General features: G+C 50.2%; 19 protein-coding genes and 1 pseudogene. 6 read left to right on the forward strand and 14 right to left on the reverse strand.

Translation table 11 applies throughout. The features are described from left to right. Positions 1-53: 53 nt before the first annotated feature. Together folD and dksA are read left to right on the forward strand one after the other, a co-directional pair. A complete protein-coding gene (gene folD / locus F463_RS0109840; RefSeq protein ID WP_018986914.1) occupies positions 54-911 on the forward strand; it encodes a bifunctional methylenetetrahydrofolate dehydrogenase/methenyltetrahydrofolate cyclohydrolase FolD in 858 nt (285 codons plus the stop codon). Between the two features lie 155 nt (positions 912-1,066). Continuing rightward, positions 1,067-1,489 carry an RNA polymerase-binding protein DksA gene (gene dksA / locus F463_RS0109845; protein ID WP_018986915.1) on the forward strand — a complete coding sequence of 141 codons (423 nt, stop codon included), beginning with the start codon at positions 1,067-1,069 and terminating at the stop codon, positions 1,487-1,489. A gap of 97 nt (positions 1,490-1,586) precedes the next feature. Here the strand turns inward: dksA and F463_RS0109850 are convergent, their stop codons facing one another. The 8 genes from F463_RS0109850 to F463_RS0109885 form a co-directional block, all read right to left on the reverse strand. After that, positions 1,587-2,711, reverse strand: coding sequence for a deoxyguanosinetriphosphate triphosphohydrolase (locus tag F463_RS0109850; RefSeq protein WP_018986916.1), 1,125 nt, complete (start codon positions 2,709-2,711; stop codon positions 1,587-1,589). 15 nt (positions 2,712-2,726) lie between these two features. After that, entirely contained in the window at positions 2,727-3,806 is a 1,080-nt protein-coding gene (gene aroB / locus F463_RS0109855; protein ID WP_018986917.1) for a 3-dehydroquinate synthase, read from the reverse strand. After that, positions 3,794-4,336, reverse strand: a complete 543-nt coding sequence (locus tag F463_RS0109860) for a shikimate kinase (protein WP_018986918.1) — start codon at positions 4,334-4,336, stop codon at positions 3,794-3,796. The genes aroB and F463_RS0109860 overlap by 13 nt, the downstream gene beginning before the upstream one ends. 83 nt (positions 4,337-4,419) lie before the next feature. Next, complete coding sequence (locus tag F463_RS0109865) at positions 4,420-6,669, reverse strand: type IV pilus secretin PilQ (RefSeq protein WP_018986919.1); 2,250 nt, start codon at positions 6,667-6,669, stop codon at positions 4,420-4,422. Further along, positions 6,666-7,193 carry a pilus assembly protein PilP gene (locus F463_RS0109870; RefSeq protein WP_018986920.1) on the reverse strand — a complete coding sequence of 176 codons (528 nt, stop codon included), beginning with the start codon at positions 7,191-7,193 and terminating at the stop codon, positions 6,666-6,668. The genes F463_RS0109865 and F463_RS0109870 overlap by 4 nt, the downstream gene beginning before the upstream one ends. Continuing rightward, complete coding sequence (locus tag F463_RS0109875; RefSeq protein ID WP_018986921.1) at positions 7,193-7,837, reverse strand: type IV pilus inner membrane component PilO; 645 nt, start codon at positions 7,835-7,837, stop codon at positions 7,193-7,195. The genes F463_RS0109870 and F463_RS0109875 overlap by 1 nt, the downstream gene beginning before the upstream one ends. A gap of 6 nt (positions 7,838-7,843) precedes the next feature. After that, positions 7,844-8,434 (reverse strand): PilN domain-containing protein, encoded by a 591-nt coding sequence (locus tag F463_RS0109880; RefSeq protein ID WP_018986922.1) that lies wholly within the window; start codon positions 8,432-8,434, stop codon positions 7,844-7,846. Further along, on the reverse strand, positions 8,431-9,504 hold the full coding sequence (locus tag F463_RS0109885; RefSeq protein WP_018986923.1) for a pilus assembly protein PilM: 1,074 nt from the start codon (positions 9,502-9,504) through the stop codon (positions 8,431-8,433). Before F463_RS0109885 ends, F463_RS0109880 begins: the two co-directional genes overlap by 4 nt. A 210-nt stretch (positions 9,505-9,714) precedes the next feature. On the opposite strand from F463_RS0109885, the gene F463_RS0109890 reads away from it, so the two are divergent. Further along, a complete protein-coding gene (locus tag F463_RS0109890) occupies positions 9,715-12,141 on the forward strand; it encodes a penicillin-binding protein 1A (protein WP_018986924.1) in 2,427 nt (808 codons plus the stop codon). Positions 12,142-12,168: 27 nt separating this feature from the next. Continuing rightward, positions 12,169-12,804: a hypothetical protein gene (locus tag F463_RS0109895; protein WP_018986925.1), complete on the forward strand. Its 636-nt coding sequence runs from the start codon at positions 12,169-12,171 to the stop codon at positions 12,802-12,804. A 112-nt stretch (positions 12,805-12,916) separates the two neighbouring features. Here the strand turns inward: F463_RS0109895 and F463_RS0109900 are convergent, their stop codons facing one another. The 6 genes from F463_RS0109900 to F463_RS0109925 all read right to left on the reverse strand — a co-directional run bounded on the left by F463_RS0109900 (position 12,917) and on the right by F463_RS0109925 (position 20,510). Then, positions 12,917-14,662: a TolC family protein gene (locus F463_RS0109900; protein WP_018986926.1), complete on the reverse strand. Its 1,746-nt coding sequence runs from the start codon at positions 14,660-14,662 to the stop codon at positions 12,917-12,919. After that, on the reverse strand, positions 14,659-15,972 hold the full coding sequence (locus tag F463_RS0109905; protein WP_018986927.1) for an HlyD family secretion protein: 1,314 nt from the start codon (positions 15,970-15,972) through the stop codon (positions 14,659-14,661). Before F463_RS0109905 ends, F463_RS0109900 begins: the two co-directional genes overlap by 4 nt. Continuing rightward, the gene (locus tag F463_RS0109910; protein ID WP_018986928.1) at positions 15,965-17,647 is read right to left on the reverse strand and encodes a peptidase domain-containing ABC transporter; all 1,683 of its coding nucleotides are present in this window, start codon (positions 17,645-17,647) and stop codon (positions 15,965-15,967) included. Before F463_RS0109910 ends, F463_RS0109905 begins: the two co-directional genes overlap by 8 nt. A gap of 110 nt (positions 17,648-17,757) precedes the next feature. Next, positions 17,758-19,164 carry an ammonium transporter gene (locus F463_RS0109915; protein WP_026295492.1) on the reverse strand — a complete coding sequence of 469 codons (1,407 nt, stop codon included), beginning with the start codon at positions 19,162-19,164 and terminating at the stop codon, positions 17,758-17,760. Between the two features lie 15 nt (positions 19,165-19,179). Further along, positions 19,180-19,518, reverse strand: a complete 339-nt coding sequence (gene glnK / locus F463_RS0109920) for a P-II family nitrogen regulator (protein WP_018986930.1) — start codon at positions 19,516-19,518, stop codon at positions 19,180-19,182. A gap of 59 nt (positions 19,519-19,577) precedes the next feature. Beyond that, the gene (locus tag F463_RS0109925; protein WP_018986931.1) at positions 19,578-20,510 is read right to left on the reverse strand and encodes a TorF family putative porin; all 933 of its coding nucleotides are present in this window, start codon (positions 20,508-20,510) and stop codon (positions 19,578-19,580) included. A 252-nt stretch (positions 20,511-20,762) separates the two neighbouring features. Here F463_RS0109925 and F463_RS0109930 point away from each other — a divergent pair, with 252 nt between their 5' ends. Both F463_RS0109930 and F463_RS0109935 read left to right on the forward strand, forming a co-directional pair. Next, positions 20,763-21,011 carry an accessory factor UbiK family protein gene (locus tag F463_RS0109930; RefSeq protein WP_018986932.1) on the forward strand — a complete coding sequence of 83 codons (249 nt, stop codon included), beginning with the start codon at positions 20,763-20,765 and terminating at the stop codon, positions 21,009-21,011. Positions 21,012-21,056: 45 nt separating this feature from the next. Further along, positions 21,057-21,161 (forward strand): annotated as a pseudogene (locus F463_RS0109935) (magnesium chelatase); the annotation flags it as partial. Positions 21,162-21,429: the final 268 nt, after the last annotated feature.

Below are 21,429 nucleotides of genomic sequence, written 5' to 3' on the forward strand. Positions count from 1 at the left end.
TGTGTCAATGTCGATGTGATAAAATTATCTTTTTTACGACAATTTTTTTGCTCATGAGCGCTCAAATTATTGATGGCAAACAGATTGCCAATCAACTGTTAGAAGAAATCAAAGTCAAGATTGACCAACGCCTGCAAGCAGGGAAACGTGCCCCTTGTCTTGCGGTTATTTTAGTTGGTGACGACGCCGCCTCAGCCATTTATGTACGCAACAAACGGCTAGCCTGCGAAAAGGTCGGGATTATCTCTGTCGCACACAATTTACCGAGCAGCACTTCACAAGAAGAATTGTTTGCCTTGATTAGACAATTGAATGCTGACGATGAAACCGATGGCATTCTGGTGCAATCGCCTTTGCCGCACCATATTGATGAAACAGAAATTCTTGCCCTGATTGACCCAGCCAAGGATGTGGATGGCTTTCACCCATACAATATTGGTCGCCTGGCAGTGCGTCAGCCGCTGCTGCGTTCCTGCACACCTTATGGTGTGATTAAAATGCTGCAAGCCAGCGGCATCTCCCTCAAAGGACTGGATGCGGTCGTTGTGGGCGTTTCGAACCACGTCGGGCGCCCTATGGGCCTGGAATTACTGCTGGCAGGCTGCACCGTCACCAGTTGCCATAGACATACCAAAGATCTCGCTGGACACATTGGCAGGGCAGACCTGGTTGTGGCTGCGGCAGGTAAAGCAGGCCTGATTAAAGGTGAATGGATCAAACCTGGCGCGATTGTCGTTGATATCGGCATCAATCGCTTGCCGGATGGAAAAATTACCGGTGACGTGGATTTTGCAGTGGCCAGCCAACGTGCGAGCCATATCACACCCGTCCCTGGCGGCGTAGGGCCGATGACTGTTGCCACGCTCATGGAAAACACTTTAAAAGCGCTAGAAGTTAGGGAGCAGGCTTAACTTATCGTTACAAACAGGGTTGCCACAAAAGGCGAAAGACACTTTGCAACCCTGTAAAAACTGGTGTAAACTCGCGCGATTGTTGATTGACGTAATGCAGTACACAACCCCTCACGGGCAATAACTATTCAGTAGTTTCGTTCTTTGGAACCATCATGGCAGACACCGTTAACAAATCTTTCACCCCTTACCAGCCAGCCGCCGGTGAGGAATACATGAATAAAAAACAGCAGGACCACTTCCGTAAAATCCTGAATGACTGGAAAGCAGAACTGAGTCACGATATTGACCGCACCGTGCATACCATGCAGGATGAAGTCACCAGCTTTGCAGACCCGAATGACCGTGCCAGCCAGGAATCTGACATGGCCCTTGAGTTGCGCAACCGTGACCGTGAACGTAAGCTGATCAAGAAAATTGACGAAACCCTGCGCAATATCGATAGCGGCGATTATGGTTATTGCGAAGGTTGCGGCATTGAAATTGGCCTCAAGCGGCTGGAAGCGCGTCCAACCGCCACTTTGTGCATCGATTGCAAAACGCTGGACGAAATGCGCGAAAAACAAGTCGCCAAGTAACCTGGCTCAACCGTAATCTGGCTCAAACGCGCAAATAAAAAAGGCTGCATGTGATGCAGCCTTTTTTATTACACCCACCAAGCAACTCCTCTTCTAGCTACCAGCTTTCTTCTACGGCAAACAAGCGTTTATGCTCACGAATCGCATAGCGGTCAGTCATGCCGGCAATATAATCAGCCACTGCGCGCGCCTGGTCCTGTTTAGCGGCTAACTGGAACTCATCGGGTAATAAGGCAGGGTTATCCATAAAAGCCGTGAACAGCTCTTCAATGATGCGGCGCGCTTTGGCGCTCATGCGATTGACGCGATAATGCTGGTAAAGGTGCTTACGCAAAAACTGTTTGAGTTCAAGGTTTTTTTCAGCCAGTGCTTTACTAAATCCAACCAGGTAATCAGATGCCTTGCGCACATCCTCAATGCTGGAAGGATTTAAAGCCGAGATTGCTTGGTGGCTTTGCTGGCATAAGTCCACCACCAGCACATTAATCATGCGGCGTATGGTTTCATGCACCAGACGCTTTTCTTCTATCTCACCGTACAGTTTCCTGACCTCCGCCATATTTTCAGCAAACAACTGAATGCCAGCCAATTGTTGAATCGTAATCAAGCCTGAACGCAAGCCATCATCTACATCATGGTTGTTATAGGCGATTTCATCGGCAAAATTGGTGACTTGCGCCTCAAGGCTAGGAGATTCGCCGCGCAGGAAACGTTCGCCGACATCGCCCAGCAGTTGTGCATTTTTGCGTGAGCAATGCTTGAGGATGCCTTCGCGTACTTCAAAAGTGAGATTTAAACCATCAAAACTGGCATACCGGTTTTCCAGCACGTCGACTACCCGCAACGATTGCAGGTTATGCTCAAAGCCGCCGTACTCACGCATGCAATGATTGAGCGCATCTTGGCCGGCATGACCAAAGGGGGTATGACCGAGGTCGTGCGCCAGCGCAATGGCTTCGGCCAGGTCTTCATGCAAACCCAAGGTACGCGCAATGCCTCGCGTAAGTTGCGCGACTTCAATGCTATGCGTCAAACGGGTGCGAAACAGGTCGCCTTCGTGATTCACAAAGACCTGGGTTTTGTATTCCAGTCGGCGAAAAGCGGTGGAATGGATAATACGGTCACGGTCGCGCTGGAACACATTGCGCAAAGGCGACTCTTGCTCGCTGACCTTGCGGCCACGCGTTTGTTCGGGATGTGCGGCAAAAGGGGCTAAGGTCATATTTGGCTTTCTGTGTTATGCCGCCAGTGACAGCGTCTGCTTTAACTTATCATCATCATAGTCTGCCGTGATCACTGCCTTGCCAATGTCCTGTTGCAGAATAAGGCGGATACGTCCATCAGCAACCTTCTTATCCAGTTGCATGAGCCGCAAATACTCCTCCACACCCAAATCTGGTGCTTTTATAGGTAATTTGGCTGCTTGCATAATGGTTTTAATACGTGCAATTTGCGCATCATTCAGCCAACCCATACGTTGCGACAAATCTGCGGCCATCACGGTACCGGTTGCCACAGCTTCGCCGTGCAACCAGACACCATAACCCATGGCATTTTCAATCGCATGACCAAAAGTGTGGCCTAAATTCAGCAAGGCACGCTCACCCTGTTCGTGCTCATCAGCGGCTACTACCTCTGCCTTGTTCTGACACGAGCGGTAAATGGCATAACTGGCTACTGCGGCATCCAGCGCCATCAGTGCGGACATATTGATTTCCAGCCACTCAAAAAAATCAGCATCGCGAATCAGGCCATATTTGATGACTTCGGCGATACCTGCAGACAATTCCCGTTGTGGCAGAGTTTTCAAGGTATCGATATCTGCCAACACCAGTTTAGGCTGGTAAAAGGCACCTATCATGTTCTTGCCCAGCGGGTGATTGATACCTGTTTTACCGCCCACGCTGGAATCCACCTGCGACAATAAAGTGGTGGGCACCTGAATAAACGGCACGCCGCGCAGATAAGTCGCCGCCGCATACCCAGTGAGGTCACCAATCACACCGCCGCCTAGTGCAATCAGGGTCGTGTTACGTTCACAACGGTTTTGCAGCAAATGATCGTAAATGGTTTGCAGGGTTTCGTTGTTTTTGTAAGCCTCGCCATCCGGCAGAATAATCTCAATGACACTGACACCAGCGTCGCGTAAAGGCTTTGCAATGGCCTGCATATATAAAGGAGCGACAGTGGTGTTGCTGACAATCGCCACTTGTTTACGCTTTAGATGTGGCAAAATCAGGTTGGCCTGTCCTAGCAGGTTATTGCCGATATGAATAGGATAGCTACGGTCAGCCAGGCTGACGGTCAAGGTTTGCATGATGACTCCAACGCTTTCAGGGCGTTTTCAATTTTCTGGATAATGACCGCTACCGGCTGATGCCCGGTATCCACAATGAGGTTTGCGGTTTCGGTATAAAGTGGATTGCGCGCATGGAACAATTGTTCCAGCCTGGCTTTGACATCTACATTCTGCAACAAGGGACGATTTTTATCATTGCGGGTACGCAGATACAGCTCATTCACATTTGCCCGCAGGTAAATCACATAGCCATATTTCTTGAGTATTTCCCGGTTTTCAGGAGCGATGATGGCACCACCACCCGTGGCCAGGACAATATTATCCTGCTGTGCCAGCTCTTCCAGCGTAGACGTTTCACGCTTGCGAAACCCCGCTTCGCCTTCCAGCTCAAAAATGGTCGGGATCTTGACGCCAGTCCGCTGCTCAATCACATGATCGGTATCGTAAAAGGTCTTGCCTAAATTCTTGGCGATCAATTTGCCAACGGTGGTCTTGCCCGCTCCCATCAATCCGATCAAAAAAATGTTGTTTGGTATTTGCGCACCCATAAAAAAGCCCAACCGTTTCAGTTGGGCATTTTAAGGCAAAGCCTGGCGGCTGTCAGTAACTGCACATGTTTGTCAGCGCTAAATCAGTTGAGGGCAATCGTTTCATCCATCACTTTAGGCGTGATAAAAATCAACAGTTCGGTTTTATCTTCCTGCTTGGTGTTACGCTTGAAAGCGTATCCCACCACCGGCAGATCGCCAAAGAATGGCACTTTGTCGGTACCTTTACGTGATACCTGCTCATAAATCCCGCCAAGCACAACAGTTTCCCCATTGCCGACCAAGACTTGTGTTTGCACGTTTTGGGTATTGATGGCTACCCCTCCAGGCAAAGTCTCTCCCCTACTGTCTTTACGCACATCCAAATCCATAATAATTCTTTGATCAGGTGTAATTTGTGGCGTGACCTCCAGGCTCAATTCAGCCTTTTTAAAACTGACGGCTGTCGCACCGCTGCTTGTCGCGCTTTGATAAGGAATCTCAACACCCTGTGCAATCCTGGCTTTTTGCTGGTTGGCGGTGGTCACCCGAGGACTGGAAATCACTTTGCCGCGAGAGTCCGCCTCCAGGGCAGAGAGCTCCAAGTTTAACAACAGGTTTGCAGATAATTTCAGCAGACTCAAGGCAATGCCGCCATAGGCGTTTGTCACCGGCAGGTTGGACATCAAGTCAGGCTGACCATTAGAGCTGATAGTGTAGTTATTCAAGGTCGCACTTTGGATCGTGCCGCCCTGGTTACCCAGAGTGAATGTTCCGGTACCGCCTGCAGTGGTGGGTGCAGTGAAAGCCGTGGCCTTATTACCCAGCGTCCCGCCTATGGAAAGATTGCTGTTACTCCCTGGCGTGCCGGTTTGCGAGATACCGAAACGGGCACCTAAGGCTTTCGAGAAAGTATTGGAGGCAATGACCATGCGTGATTCAATCATCACCTGCTTGACTGGCACATCAACTTTATTAATGATCGCCTGAATTTCTTCCAGTTTTTTGGGCGTGTCCTGTACAAAAATCGTATTGGTGCGCGCATCAAAGGTCACACTACCACGTGGCGAAAGAATGCGGTTCATGCGCCCGGCCGCGCTACCAGTGGAGCCCCCCGTGGACATTCCAGACGTAGCGCCGCCAGCAGTACTGGTGCCCCCCAGCAACATGTTCCTGAAGTCCATGGCTTTCTGGTACTTCAAGGAAAAGACCTCTGTACGCAATGTTTCAAGGGTTTCACGCTCTGCCTCGGCAGTCAGCTGTGCTTTTTCCTTGGCGGCAAATTCTTCAGCAGGCGCAATCGAAATCACGCTACCATTGACGCGCATATCCAGACCCTTGCTTTTCATGATGACATCCAGCGCCTGGTCCCATGGCACGTCCTTGAGGCCGATGGTCACAGTGCCGGAAACGGAGTCGCTGACTACAATATTTTTGCCAGTAAAGTCAGCAATCACTTTCAGGACATCCCGCACATCCACACGCTGAAAATTAAGTGACAGCTTTTCTCCGGCGTATCCCTGCTTGGATCCCTGGATTAATTTATTCGGGTCTTTGACCAAGGGACGGATATCCACCACCAGGCGGCGATCAGTCTGGTAAGCAGATTGCTCCCAATCCCCTTGAGGCTCAATCACAATCTGCGCCTGGTGATGATGGCGCAAGGCGTCCACATAGAGTACCGGCGTATTGAAATTCACCACGTTCAAGCGACGTTGAAACTCTTCCGGCAGCTCAGTATCGGCAAAATCCACCACCACGGTTTTACCCGCATTGCGCACATTCACGCCAACGCGGCTATCAGACAAATCCACCAAAATACGGCCTTCGCCATTTTTGCCACGGACAAAGTCTATTTTCTGGATTTTATGGGCGGCAGCGACCTCTGGTTCGGCAAAACGCTTGGCGGCTGTGGCAGCCGCAACAGGAACGTCAGCACCCTCTTGCGCCAAACCAACCAATAAAACCTGATCTTGCACCTGCAATTGATGCTGCACGGGCTTGGATAGATTCAGCACGACGCGGCTACGGTCACTGGCCTGGGCCACTTGTACTGATTTCAACACGCCCTGGTTCACAGGCAGCACATTCTTTCCAGTCGCATTCACCGCATTTGGCAGATCAAAGACGATTCTAGGTGGATTACTCAAGGTGAAACTGATCGGTGCAGTTGTTAATGGCTGCGACAATTGCAGTTGCACATTCAACCGGCCCCCGGGCAAGGCAGTCACATCAACGGCTTGCAACCGGTTTGCAGAGGCTGGCAATTCCGCTGCGATACCCCATGCTGGCGTCCCCAAGACTACCGACAAGAATGCCACGCGGGCTACAAGGTATGTTAATTTTTTCATCATTGATGTTCCTGCAATTCCAATGTTGTCATTTGCTGAGACCACTCACCGCTGACGGGGTCTTGAATCGTCTCTTTTACTTTTAATTCGTATTTCAATGTTTGACGGTTTTCTGTTAACGCCGTCACCACGCCAAATTTTTCACCCAGATGCGACCCTGGCTTCACTTGGTACACCATGTTGTCCGGCGTTTGTATGGTGGCAAAGATACTATTTTTTTTGCTCAACACACCCACAAACTTGAGGTTTTCCAGCGGATAGGCCTCTAAAGGCTCTTTGGGGCGATTCAAGTCAGGCTGGTTGGTGTTTTGCACCGTCGCTTTGCGAGGCACAAAAGGGTCATGTAATACACCATCCGCGTTGTATTGCTTAGGGGAGAATCCTTGCACTTCCGGTAAGGGTTCTACCGGGGCAACCGTGATCTGGTCTGCCTCATTCATAAACTGCGTCAAATCGCTATCCTGTGAGCCACCGCAGGCTGTCAGCAATAGCATTGGAATCAGGGGAAACAAGGACTGTTTACGCATTATTTTTTCCCTGCCTTGCTCTCTTGAGCCTTACGTGCAGCGACTTCGTCTGCATCCAGATAACGGTAGGTTTTTGCGACAGCTTCCATCACCAGCATATCCTTATGCGGTTGCTTATCCTCTTTGCCGGCGGGCTGGATTTGCAGATTATGTAGCGTCACAATACGGGATAATTTGGCGACTTCAGTCACAAACGCCCCCAGTTCATGATAGTGACCGAGCACTTTAATATTGATGGGTTTCTCGGCGTAAAACTCGGCGAATATTTCGGGCATAGGCACAAAACCTTCAAACGAAAGACCCTGGCTCAAGCCTGCCTGGTTAATATCTGTGAGCAAGCGATCCATCTCGGATTTATCCGGCAGCTGTTTTAGCAAAGTACCAAAGGTGCGCTGGATCTCCACAACCTGCTGCTCGTAAGACCTGATCCTCACCGCTTGTATTTTTTTAGCCATGTACTCATCGCGCAACCCTTGCTCTTTTTCCTTTTCGGCTTTCAGTTCCTTGAGATTAGGGCTGAGCAGAAATACATAGCCTAGCACCAGCAGCGCTGCGGCCAGAATCGAGAGCAATACCGCTTTCATTGGCATCGGCAGATTGCCGGCCGTTTTGAGATCAATATTATTAAAATCAGAAAGTTGCATACTTGGTTATCCTTTGGCTGGCAAGGACTTCTTGGCAGGGTCTTCTTCAGCGACTTCACGCTTCAAGGACACGCGCAACACAAATTCATATTCCTTAACGCCCTGGGCATTGGTATTGGCCTTGATCTCCACCAGGTTAGGGCTATACATAATGGCCGAGTCACTGAGGTTATGTACCAATGTGGCAATACGGGTGTTGGTATCTGCCACACCCTTAAGCTCAATCTCATCTTCGAGTTGCTTGACGCTTTTAAGAAATATGCCTTCTGGCAACTGCCTGGCCAGTTCATCAAGAATCAATACCGCCTGGTTACGGTCACTCTGCAAACCTTCTACAATCTGCTTGCGCTCCAGCACATGCTTGATTTGCTCTTTCAAGGTGCCAATCACTGCAATCTCTTTATCCAGACGAACCATTTCATCCTGCAAGCGCTGGTTACGTGCCTGTTGTGCCTGGATTTTGTTATGGATATAGCTCCAGCTCACAAACAGGATGGCCGCCGCCGCAATTGCTACCAATGAAGCCATTAGTCCAAATTCGCGCTGGCGCTCGGCACGTCTGATTTGCCGATGCGGCAACAGGTTGACTTTAATCATGCGTCCACCCCTCGCAGGGCCAAGCCACAGGCGATCATCAGTGCAGGTGCATCCGTTTCCAGCTGGGAGGGTTTGATTTTCTGGGCGAGTGTCATCCCCTGAAAGGTATTGGCCACCAGGGTATGTACACCAGCTTTTTGTTCGATGAGGGCGGCCAGGCCCTCGGTGGCTGCGACCCCGCCGGCCAGCAAGATATGGTCAACCTTGTTGTACTGTGTAGAGTTGGTAAAGAAAGAGACGGCACGTGATACTTCACCTGCGAGATTTTGCAAGAAAGGCTGCAGAACCTCTTGATCATAAGAATCTGGCAAGCCGCCCTGTCGTTTGGCAATTTCGCTTTCTTCATGCGAAAGCCCAAACCGGCGCTGGATTTCCTGCGACAACATTGCGCCACCAAACGCTTGCTCGCGGGAATACACAGAATGCGTACCTACCATGACATTGACGTGCGTGACGTGCGCACCGATATCAAGAATCATGGTGATGGTTTTCTTGCTATGGTTGGGCAACTGTTTCAGAATCTGGCGATAGGCTGTCTCTGTTGCATACGCTTCCACGTCCATAATGCTGACTTTCAGGCCAGCTTCTTCTGCGACAGCCACGCGGTCCTCGATTTTCTCTTTCTTGGCCGCAACAATCAGTACCTCAACTTCATCGGTACTCTTGCCCATCGGGCCCAGCACCTGAAAGTCGAGATTCATTTCTTCGAGTGGGAACGGAATATACTGGTTAGCCTCGGACTCGACTTGCAACTCCATGTCTTCTTCGCGCAAACCGGCAGGCATGATGACACGTTTGGAAATGACCGATGCCGTGGGCAAGGCCAACACGACTTGACGTGCGCGCGTTCCCAGCAATCGCCAGGCTGAGCGTAGCGTATCCGCCACCTGCGCGAGGTCATTAATATTGCCATCACTGATCACCCCTTTGGGCAGGGTCACGTTGGCATAACCATCCAGCCGGAATTGCTGCTTGCCGACAGCACTCAACTCCACCATCTTGACGGCGGTTGCACTGACATCCACACCAATAAAACTGGTTTTTTTGCGTTGTAAAAAGCCCGGACTCAACGGTATTACCCTTTTGAAGTATTTAAATCCCCGTGGGGGCATGCATCAACCATGCCAACTCACGTTTTTGAATGCTGAAACAGCAAATTCTCTAGCCACGCGACGGTCGGAAGAATGCTGATTATTTGCATGATTCCATAATTAACTGCCAATGAATCAGCAAAAAAAGATTACAATTCATGGGTAATTCTCACGATGGCAGCAAGAAGCATGAATTCAAGAAACTGGTTGCAGTCCCTTCTTTTTCTCTCCATTACCGGCAGCCTGATTGCCGCCGCCCTGCTGGTGTTAGTGATCAGTATTCTTTATCCATCATTGCCGTCACTCGATGCGCTGACGGACTACCACCCCAAACTACCGTTGCGTATTTATGATGCCCAGGGCGGGCTGATTGCCGAGTTTGGCCAGGAACGCCGCGCCTTTGTACCCATTGAACAAACCCCCAAAGTCATGAAAGAAGCCATTCTGGCGATTGAAGACCGGCGCTTTTACCAACATAACGGCATTGATACCACTGGCATCCTGCGCGCCATCCGTAACAATCTGACCGGACGCGGCCATGAAGGCGCCAGTACGATCACCATGCAAGTGGCCAAGAACTTTTTCAGCGGACCGGATGCACCGCGTAACATCTGGACCAAGATCAAAGAGGCAATGCTGGCGATCAAGATTGAAAACACCATCAGCAAGGACAAAATCCTGGAGCTTTACCTGAACCAGATTTACCTGGGCGAACGCGCCTATGGCTTTGCCACTGCCTCCAAGACGTATTTCGATAAGGACCTCAAGCAGATTAATCTGGCTGAGGCTGCCCTGCTGGCCGGCCTGCCAAAAGCACCCAGCAAATACGATCCCTATATTCATCCAGACTACGCGATCAAGCGCCAGCATGAAGTCCTGCGTGATATGCACCGCTACGGCATGATTACGGACCGCGAGCTGGAGCAGGCGATGAACACCCCATTAAAATTCCAGTCATCGAGGCAGCAGATACAAGCTCTGGGCAGCGAATACGTTGCCGAAATCGTGAGGGCTACCTTGTATAAACGCTATGGTGAAAAAGCCTATACTAGTGGTTTGCGCGTCTACACGACGATTAACAGCAAACATCAGGCGGCAGCTAATAACGCGGTGATCCAGGGCATTATCAATTTTGAATTGCGGCACGGATTTCGTGGGGCAGAGCAAGTCATTTCATTGCCAGCAGGCAAATTGAAGGCCAGTGAAGTCAGCGAATTACTGCGTGATTTTGTCACTTACAACCAGTTTGTGCCCGCCTTGGTCACCAAGGTTGAGCCCAACCTGCTCACTTTGGTCACCAAGCGTGGCACAGTCCTCAAATTGCAGGATAAAGCAATCCTGCTGGTGAAAAACCATATGCCTCCAGCCAAGCGCACACCGCTGTCATTGGTGCCGGGTGCGGTTATCCGCGTTTATCAGCAAGGTGACAACTGGATGGTGGTACAGCTACCTCAGGTCGAAAGTGGATTTATGGCCCTCAACCCGGAAACCGGGCAAGTACAGGCCTTAATTGGTGGCTTCAGTTTCCAGCGCAACAAATACAACCACGTGACCCAGGGTCGTCGCCAGCCAGGATCAAGCTTCAAGCCATTTATTTACTCGGCTGCACTTGAAAAAGGATACAGTCCAGCCAGCGTGTTTGAAGATGCGCCCATCAGCTTTTCCTCGACTGAGACCGGCAGCAACAGTACTTGGGAGCCGCGTAATTATGACGAAAAATATGCAGGCCCCATGCGCTTGCGCGAGGCATTGGCACAGTCAAAAAATACCATTTCCATCCGCTTGATGAATGCCATCGGCGCCCGTTATGCCCAGAACTATCTCCGCAGGTTCGGCTTTGACCCTAAAGATCATCCGGCTTACCTTTCCACCGCATTAGGTGCTGGCTCAACCTCCGTCTGGCAAATGGCAGCGGGATATGCGACCTTTGCCAATAGTGGCTACAGGGTACATCCTTACCTGATTGAAAAGATTGTGGATAGCCGCGGCAAGGTGATTCAAGCGGTTCAAGCCGGTAAACATGTTTCGCAAGAGCGGGTCATCGACCAGCGCAATGCCTTTATCATCACGACCATGTTGCAAGACGTGGTGCGGGACGGCACAGCCCGGGCAGCGCTTTCTTTGCGTCGGCCTGATATTGCCGGCAAGACCGGTACCACCAATGACCAGTTTGATGCGTGGTTTGCCGGGTATCACCCGAAAGAGGTCGCTGTCGCTTGGGTAGGTTATGACAATCCACGCAACCTGGGTCGCGGTGAAACTGGCGGCCGTGCTGCATTACCGATCTGGATCAGTTATATGCAGCAAACACTGCCTGGTTTGCCGGTTTACCAGTACAAGGTACCGGATGGCGTACTACAACTGAAAGTGGACGCCTATACGGGGGCACAAGTCGGCGAAGATGATACCGGCATTTATGAATATTTTTACGAAGAACACTTGCCACAATCAACCCCAGAGAATCTGCCTGGCCTGTTTGACCCAGAAGGTGAACAAGCCCCGGCGGATGATGAGCCTTCCTTCCTGGAACGGCTGATTGGTGAGCATAGTGGTGGTGGCAATGACGACAAAAAGCTGCCCTCGAATCCGGCCGCTAAATTGCTGAGCCCTAACTAAGACACTTTAAATTGCGAGTGCCACGGTATGTTTGACGAATTTCCAAGTGACCTGCGGCAAGAAATCGCGCAGTCCGCAGCCCGCCTGATGTTTGAAGAAGGCATCAGTGATTATGCCCGTGCCAAGCGCAAAGCCATCAAAGCAATGGGGATCACGCAGGATGCGCCGTTGCCGACCAACGGCGAAATTGATGCGGCTTTACGTGAGTACCATGCACTTTATGCAGACGAAACCGACGCCGCCCACCTGCTGGAGTTACGTCAGGCCGCACTACACACGATGCGTTTGCTGCAGAAATTTCAGCCTTTCCTGACAGGTGCTGTCATGGAGGGCACCGCCGGGCCACACACCGATACCGAAATCCATGTGTTTGCCGAAAGCGCCAAAGAACTGGAAATCTACCTGCTTAACCAGAATATTCCCTACCGCCTTGACGAGCAGCAGTACCGTATGTCCGACCGTCCGAGCAAACAAAAACACGAACTGCTACGCAAACGCGTACCCGTGGTGCTGGTAGAAACACGTTATGGCACGCAGCGCATCAGTATTTTCGAGACTGACGACCTGCGTACAGCACCACGCAAACATGGCGAAAAAGCGGGGATCCACCGCATGACGCTAGCGCAGGTGGAAACCCTGCTTAAACCTGGCATCACGGAATAGCTTCAGGCAGCGGTAGTACTAGCCGCAGCCTCTAAGTCAAATGGTTACAGCGCCATATTCAGGCTGCAGACACTCAGGGAATATCACTTGAGTTATACCGGTTGAAAATGCCCTACTGCATACTAATCTGCGTATACCCTAACACTGTCCCGGTGGCAAAAGTTAAATCTATCAGCGCAACCTGATAGTCATTAATGGCGCGGATTTCCTTGATTTGCGCCTCGCCCAGCCGGGTCAGCGTTTCCAGCACTTCTGTCATGGTACGCAAGCCTTCATTAAACTGCTTGAGCTCTGCTTCGTAGTTATACCCCGCGATCATCACCTGCTGGCGTGCCGCCAGGATGCGTTGCCAGTTTTGCTCCATTTTATCCAGTGCATCGTGGATCTCGCGTTTGACGGTCAGGGTTTGCAACGTTTTATTGGTCAGTCGTTGCATGCGCTGGGCAATCGCTTTATCCAGCTTGGCTTTACGCGCCTCATTGCTAACCGGCATTTCAAACTTAAGCCCGATAGACCAGTCATTGTATTGTCCATTCAGCAAGTCCTGGCCGATATTGCCCAGCCGGTTGGCCGAACTGGAAAGTGCCCCATATTGGTAATCCAGCGTGAACATGGGCAGGGTCTGGTTTTGCAGATAATCAATCTGTAATTGATCTGCGCTCAGCCTGAGTTCCTGCTCCAGCAATTCGATCCGGCTTTCCAATGCATCTTTAAGCAGTTTTTCCCGGTCAAATTCAAATTTAACCAGGTTTGGCGTCGTTGAAGGCACCCACGGCGAGTTACTTGTGCCTTGTTCCGGAAGCTCATTGAGTAAAAACTGTAACTGCCGTTGTGCCAGTTTGAGGTTGGTTTCAGCAATAATCAGCGCTTCCATGCGGTCCGCCACGCCAATTTCTGCACGATTCACTTCAATCGCGGCCGTCAAGCCTTCCTGCACGCGGCGTTTGACCATGGCCAAATTCTGGCTGGCATATTCATACTGGTTGCGGCGGACATCCAGTGCTGCCCATGCCTCGTATAAATCCCAGTAGGCTTTATCCACCAGGGTAACAATACGAATGCTCTGCAAACGTGTTCTTAGTTGCGCGCTGTCCTGGTCAAGTGCTGCAATGCGGATACTGGCCTCGTTGACCTGACGCCCGGCATTACGCAACAAAGGCTGGCTGAACGAGAAGCGCAAAGCACTACGATATTGATCGCTGGCCAGGCTACCCTTGCTCTCATAATTTTCCAGTGGCGCGCTCAGGGTGATGTTGCCACCGGTTCTCAATGGCACTTTAATCCCGGTTTCCAACTCCCAGAATTCTTTTTTTTGCTCGGCCGGATTGAGCTTGACCAGCTCACCATCGAGCGCGGTGTTGTCAGATTTGAATATCACCTTGTCACCTGACATGGCGGGTAAATCTTTCTGGCCATATTTGGCGTAAGCAAAAATCACCTGGTCAAACTTGGCTTGCTCCTCGCGCAATGATTGTGCAGCAATGGTCGGATCCATTTTGGCCACTTGCAGGTTAAGGTTGTTTTGCAAGGCTTTTTGCCTGACGTCTGCAATACTCAATTGCGCTCCCTGCTTGGGCGCATTGCTCAACATATTGACAGTTTCTGGCGATTCGAAAGGTTGCAATGCACTTTTCAAGTCTATGGTGACAGCTTTGCTACGCTGGTGTTGCTGGTGCTTGACCGCATCATGCAATGGCACACCAGCCCCTTTGGCATAAGGCTCCAGCGCTCGGCCTTCTGTATTCTGCAAGCGCTGACGGGCACGACTGTCATTGAGCGCGTCATCCGCCGAGGCAGATACCATGCCTAGGATGCCCACCAGACTACAGATGGCAAGCACGAATCTTTGGAAACTCATTTTGTCACTCCGGAACCGCCGCTGATATTAAGCGGCGTCGGCTCGGGTGGAATTCTGGGTGGGAAGCCATTTAACAACCGCCACAACTCATAACCAATGGTCACTTTCTGCAACAATACCCAGCCTTTTGCGCTAATGCCCTGGCGCAAGAATCTGGCCTCAGGCCAGGCAGGGGTGCCTTCCTGATGCACCACCATGATTCTGAAATGGCCTGTGCCATTATCCGTCGGGTCGACAAAAGCGATCTTGCCCTCAAAGGTACCCACACCGACTTGCGCCCACCCTGGCACCTGAATGGCAGGCCAGCCTTCAAACTCAAGGCGCACGGTGCTATCCCGCGTAATCAGCGGTGCATCGCGACCATCAACCCATAACTCGACGGCGCGTTGTGAGGTATGCGGCACAATAATCAGGAGCGGATCGCCTTGCTTGATGATCTGCGATTGGGAATTGACTGGCAAACGGAAAATTGTACCGTCGCGCGGGGCGATGATTTTTTGCATGTTTTGCCGCGCCAGTGAAATCTCTGAGGTATGCAGGCTATTTTCGGCATCTGAGACTTCACCTTTAATTTTGTTGATATTGGCCGTCACCGAGTCCAGGTAAGCTTGTGTATCGGCACGCACCTGGCGAATTTCCGCCTGCGCCGACTGCGCTTCGGCCATCGCGGATTCCAATTGCGCCTGAGCACTGTTCAGGTTACGGCTGGCAATAGTATGGTCGCGCTCAGCCACTTCGGTATCTCGCTTGGAAACCAGCCCATCGCCCAGCAGGCGCTGCATGCGTTTGACCTGCAGGGTAGCCGCATCCAGGGTCGCCTGCGCCGAGTTCACTGCCTCCTGTGCACTACGGATTTTCTGGTTAGCGACATCCAGCTTGTATTGGGCTGCGGTGATTTTGGCATCGCGGCCCGCTGCCAGGTTGTCGCGCTGCACAGTGTAAGCCGATAATTCGCTTTGCTTGGAAGCAAGCTTGTCTTCCAGATTATCACGCTGTGCTTGCAGGCGTTGCCGGAAATTTGGGTCTGTATCGCTGATTTCAAGCAATAAATCGCCTTGTTTGACTTGCGAACCCTCTTGTACATACCAGTGCTGAATCAGCCCGCTGACAGGTGCATCCACCGTTTGCACCCGCTCGGAGGGCGAGTAGGCAGTCACCTTACCCAAGGCGGTCACGTTTTGTTGCCAGGGCAGGGGTAAAAATGCCAACGGCAACACGACCAGCAACCAACCCATGCGCCTGATCCAGACCCTTAATCGCTCAGGCGTTTGCACATCTTCCATCAGCATGGTTTCAACTGCTTTATTCATGCTGGCCTCCCGTGTGATCGGTCAGCGTCTTGCTTTGCAGGTTCACCACCTGCTGGCAGTGCTGCGCAATGTGTTGATAACGTGTCGTGATGAGCAATATCCAATCTTGCTGTTGTCGTTTAAGCAGCATGAGCACCTGATCGAGCTCGTGCTGTGACAGCTGGTCCAGCAGGCTGTCAATGATTAATACATCCGGTTTTCCAAGCATGGCACGGGCCAGCATTAAACGTTGCAGTTGCGTATGCGTCATTGGTGCACCAAAGTCAGTCAATACCGTCTCTATGCCATTGGGCAACCTGCTGATTTCTTGCCATAACCCCAACACCTGCAGTACTTCGATCACGTCATCCAGCGCGATTCCTGGCCGTTGCAGCTTCAGGTTATCCAGAATGGAGCCATGCTGCCACTCGACTTTGTTGGCAACACCGATCCGATCACGCAAATGCGACAGGTCAAGCTGGCGCACGTCAATATCGTTGTAACTGACATGCCCCTGCACCGGCTGCCTCAAGCCTGTGATCAACTCCAGCAAAGTGGTCTTGCCGCTGCCTAGCGCACCGATCACCGCCAAGCTTTGGCCTCGGTGCAAGGTAAAGCTTATATTACTCACCAAAGCCGGTTGATCTGCATGCCTGAAAGTCAGCTGATTGACCTTAAGCGTCTTGTAGCCCTCATCGCCTGATTGATGATCGCCAGAGCGCTCTACTGGCAGGGTTTCCAGCACGCCCACCTTGTCTACGGCGGCAAGCAGGTCATAAAAATACCCCAGCTTGGTCACGAATCTCACAAACGCTGACAGCACACCAAAAATGATCAACTCTGCTGCAACAAACTGGCCCAGATTGATCTGGCCTTTAATCACCAGTGTGCCCCCCAGAATCAGCATGCCGGTACCTATCAAGGCATACAAGCTCACCGCGCCTATCAGTTGCATCATCAATACTTTAAAGTGTTTGTTCCGAACCAGCAGGTAGCCTTCAGCAAGTTGCGCCGTGTTGGCCGAATTGCGCTGTCTGGCACCATAGAATTTCGAGAGCCATTTATTCCGGGCGATGGTTTCCAGCCAAGCGGCCATTTCATACTTGGCCTTGGACTCTTTGATGGCAGTCTCTTCGGCAGGCTTACCCAAGCCAAAAACAATGCCCCACAACACGATCATCATGAGAATGACCAGAATCCCGAAATAAAGACTGTAAAAAAGCAGAACAATGCTACCAATCAAGCCTTGCAGCAAAGCGGTCAAACCTACTGTTAGCAAGGTCGCGACTGATTTCTGAACGGTTTGAATATCAAAATACCGGTTGACCAGTTCGACAGGATTGAATTGATCGTAAACTGAAATGTGGATTTGCTCGGTATTTTTTGCAATCTGCAGGCTATGCCGCACAAAAATCCGGCGCTGGATCATCTCAACCAGAAAGCTCTCAATGACATAAATTGCGCCTGACAGTGCCAGCAAACAAAACAGGATGACGCCGACCACATAGAGTGGCTGCAAGACTCCTCCCATGGTGACGATATTGACCATGGTCTGTACTGCCACGGGCGTTGCAATGCCAAGGACACCATATGCCGCTGTTAAATAAAACAGCAGAAAAATATCCTGTTTTTCAAACGAAAGTAACTTAACGACTCTTTGAAAAGGCGTGAGAGATGCTGGTTGAATGTTTGCCATGATAAGAATTGTTGTTAATTAGGCCCTGTGGATGGATAACTTGAGTTTATATTAGTTCCCCAAAAAAAAAAACGGCTCAATAAGAGCCGTTTTCTTATATCACACAAGTGTTACAAGCTGTAAGCACGCTCACCATGTTCTGTCGTGTCCAGGCCTTCACGCTCGTATTCTTCACTCACTCGCAGACCAACCACAGCATCTACGACTTTATAAAGAATCACACTCACGATACCAGTCCAGATCAATGTCACGACAACAGCGATGATTTGAGTGGTCACTTGTCCACCCATGGTCACGCCTTCGGCATAACCCACACCACCCAGGCCAGGTGCCATCAGTACACCCGTACCCACCGCACCCCAGATACCTGCCAGGCCGTGTACACCGAATACATCCAGCGAATCATCATAGCCCAAGGCTGATTTCAGTTTAGTCACACCCCACAGGCTGATAAAGCTTGCTGTAAAGCCCAGGATGATGGAACCCATAGGACCGATGAAACCACATGCAGGCGTAATCGCTACCAAACCGGCAACCGCACCGGATGCAGCACCCAGCATGCTAGGCTTGCCACGGAACAACCATTCGGCAAAGATCCAGCCCAATACTGCAGCAGCCGTTGCCAATTGTGTATTGATCAGCACCATGCCTGCTGTTGCATCTGCAGCCAATTCACTGCCCACGTTGAAACCGAACCAGCCCACCCACAGCAATGAGGCACCAATCATGGTCATCACCAGGTTGTGCGGAGGCATCGCTTCCTTACCGTAACCAATACGTTTGCCCAGCATGATGGCACCGACCAATGCTGCCACCCCTGCGTTGATATGCACGACAGTACCACCGGCAAAGTCTTTGGCACCCAACTCTGCCAGGTAACCACCGCCCCAAACCATGTGTGCGATTGGGATGTAGGCAAAAGTCACCCACAATGCCGCGAACAGCAATACGGCTGAAAATTTCATACGCTCAGCAAAACCACCCACAATCAGGCCTGGTGTAATTGCAGCAAAAGTCAACTGGAAAGTCAGGAAAACATATTCGGGAATACTGCCAGATAAACTATCTGGCGTAATGCCTGCCAGAAACGCCTTGCTCAAGCCGCCAACGATCATGTTGCCTTCGCTAAACGCCATACTGTAGCCGTAAGCCGCCCACAGAACAGAGATCATGGAAAATACGACAAAGACTTGCATCAGCACGGAAAGCATGTTTTTCTGGCGCACCAACCCACCGTAAAACAAAGCCAGGCCTGGGATGGTCATCAAAATCACCAACACGGTTGCCACAATCATAAATGCAGTATTGCCCACATCCAGTGTTGGCGCTGCTTCAGCTGCAGCCGGTGCCTCTTCAGCCGGGGCAGCAGCAGGTGCTTCAGCCGCAGGTGCCGCTTCTGGCGCGACAGTTTCTTCAACAGTGATGGTTTCTGTCACTGTTTCTTCAGCATAACTCACAGGGGTTGCCGCCAGGCCCATCAAAGCGACCAGCGATAACATGGAAAGAATTTTCTTCATAGCTGAAGCCCTTTCTTATAGCGCATCCGGACCGGTTTCGCCGGTACGTATACGGTAAACTTGTTCCAGATCGAAGACAAATACTTTGCCATCACCGATTTTGCCAGTGGCTGCCGCTTTTTCGATTGCGTCCACTACCTGATCAAGCATGTCATCCTTGATCGCCACTTCGAGCTTCACTTTAGGCAAAAAGTCCACGACATATTCCGCACCACGATATAACTCGGTATGCCCCTTTTGACGGCCAAACCCTTTAACCTCAGTGACCGTGATGCCTTGTACGCCAATGTTGGACAAAGCTTCACGCACTTCATCAAGCTTGAATGGCTTGATTATTGCGGATACAAATTTCATTTGCTTCTCCCGTTGTTAACTCTGGCAGGCAGAACGCCTGCCAGATCTAAACTTGTTACTTAGAATGTACGTGACAGTGTAAATACTGCGCGACCTTCGTTCAGGTCTTTAGTTTGTGTGCTACCGTTAAAGCTGGCGCCACCGTAACCATTCTCACCCCAGTACTCTCGGTTGCTGGCACCCACATAGTATAAACCTGCTGTCCAACCCTCCGATGCACCAATTTTAAATGGCTTGCTCAGACCAATCTTGTAGTCGATGTAATCTGGGCTAGAAGCACCAGTGATACTTGTACTAGGGCCTGCACCACCGCCAATCGCGCTGAAATCAGCTTGAGTATTGAGTTTACCGTTGACATTCAGCTGGCCAACGTGACCAATCAATGTCAGCTCCCACCATGGCAAAGGATAGGCTACGTTGAATTCCAGATAGGTAGTCCCTTTGGTACTTCCATCCCAACCAGTGTCACGTTCCGCGCCAAACCAATCGGTTAAAGTGTAAGAAAGTCTTGCACTGAAGTAGCTGTAGGACAAACCGAAGTTAACCTCTGTGGTATCCCAGCGACCACCTTTAGGTGTTTGACGGAAGCCTGCTGCGTCACCTGCCAAGTTATATTTCTTCCATGAACCACCTGGGTACAGGTAGCTGATCAAACCAGCAGTCCAACCCAAGCCTTCAATAGCAGGAATAGTTCCGTTATACCCACCATAAATATCAATTTCGGCAGTTGCATCAGGGAAGGTATTTGGTGTCACGTTTGAACCCCATGCACCGACATAAAAGCCGCTGTCATGAGTAATATCAATACCGCCTTGAACGGCAGGTTTGTGCCAGTTTTGTGAAATACCACGAGCATAGTAATCTGAAACAAATCCAACGTTTGCAGTAGCAGCCCAGGCTGATTTTTCTTCTTTAGCCTCTTCAGCTGCGTATGAAACTTGGGCAAAAGATAATGTGCTTAACACTGCTGTGAGCAATATAGATTGACGCATTATGAGTCCTCTCTCTGTGAAATCTTTGATTAAGTTGTTGTAAACGAGAATGAAACAACAACCACAAAGCAAAGCACGTGCCAAACTATAAATAACATTATAATCAATTATTTAAAATATATTTATAATCTAAAATATTAAATTAATTATTTAATAAACTGTTTTTTATTGATTTAACTCTAAAACATATGGGTGCAACCACCCTTTTTACTCACTGATAATGCTAAAATAGCCAACAAAGGAGCCTTCACCATGCTGATTTCAAATGAAAAAATTCAGGAATTATCTTTAAAAATCAAACAACTAATCGAATCAAGCCCCATTTCAGAGCTAAATAACAACTTGCATGCACTAATTCAGGGCGCACTCACCAAAATGGAACTTGTTTCGCGTGAAGAATTCGATATCCAATCTGCATTATTAGCGCGCACGCAAGAGCAATTAAAACGTCTTGAAGAAAAAATCAGCCAGCTTGAAGAAGGGCAGGCATCCAGAAAGTAAAAATTAATTTACAATTGTTAGCATTCCATTATTGAGGAGTGCGCTATGAGTCTGGCGGTGTTATACAGTCGCGCGTTAAGCGGCATGGAGGCGCCAGAAGTGGTGGTAGAAGTCCACTTGGCGAATGGACTACCCAGCTTTACCATTGTTGAAACATATTGAAACTTTAAGCCTTAGCATTTTTTCAAATATACAAATGCCCCAAGCTGGTGCATTAAGAAGAATGTAACAACTCCCTGCAGACTAGGAATAACTTCATGATTTAACGAACATCCCTGAGTTTCAAAGTCGAATCTTCTCGTGTTGCAAATTTCTACAGCTTCCTTTCTGACCCTCTTGCACCAAATTGCACTATGGCGCTAATAAATCTTCTGCTATCCAATAATGTCCAACTAACCCTTTATGGACTCTTAAAAAA

This window comes from Methylophilus methylotrophus DSM 46235 = ATCC 53528 (genome assembly GCF_000378225.1).
GTDB classification, from domain to species: Bacteria; Pseudomonadota; Gammaproteobacteria; order Burkholderiales; family Methylophilaceae; genus Methylophilus; species Methylophilus methylotrophus.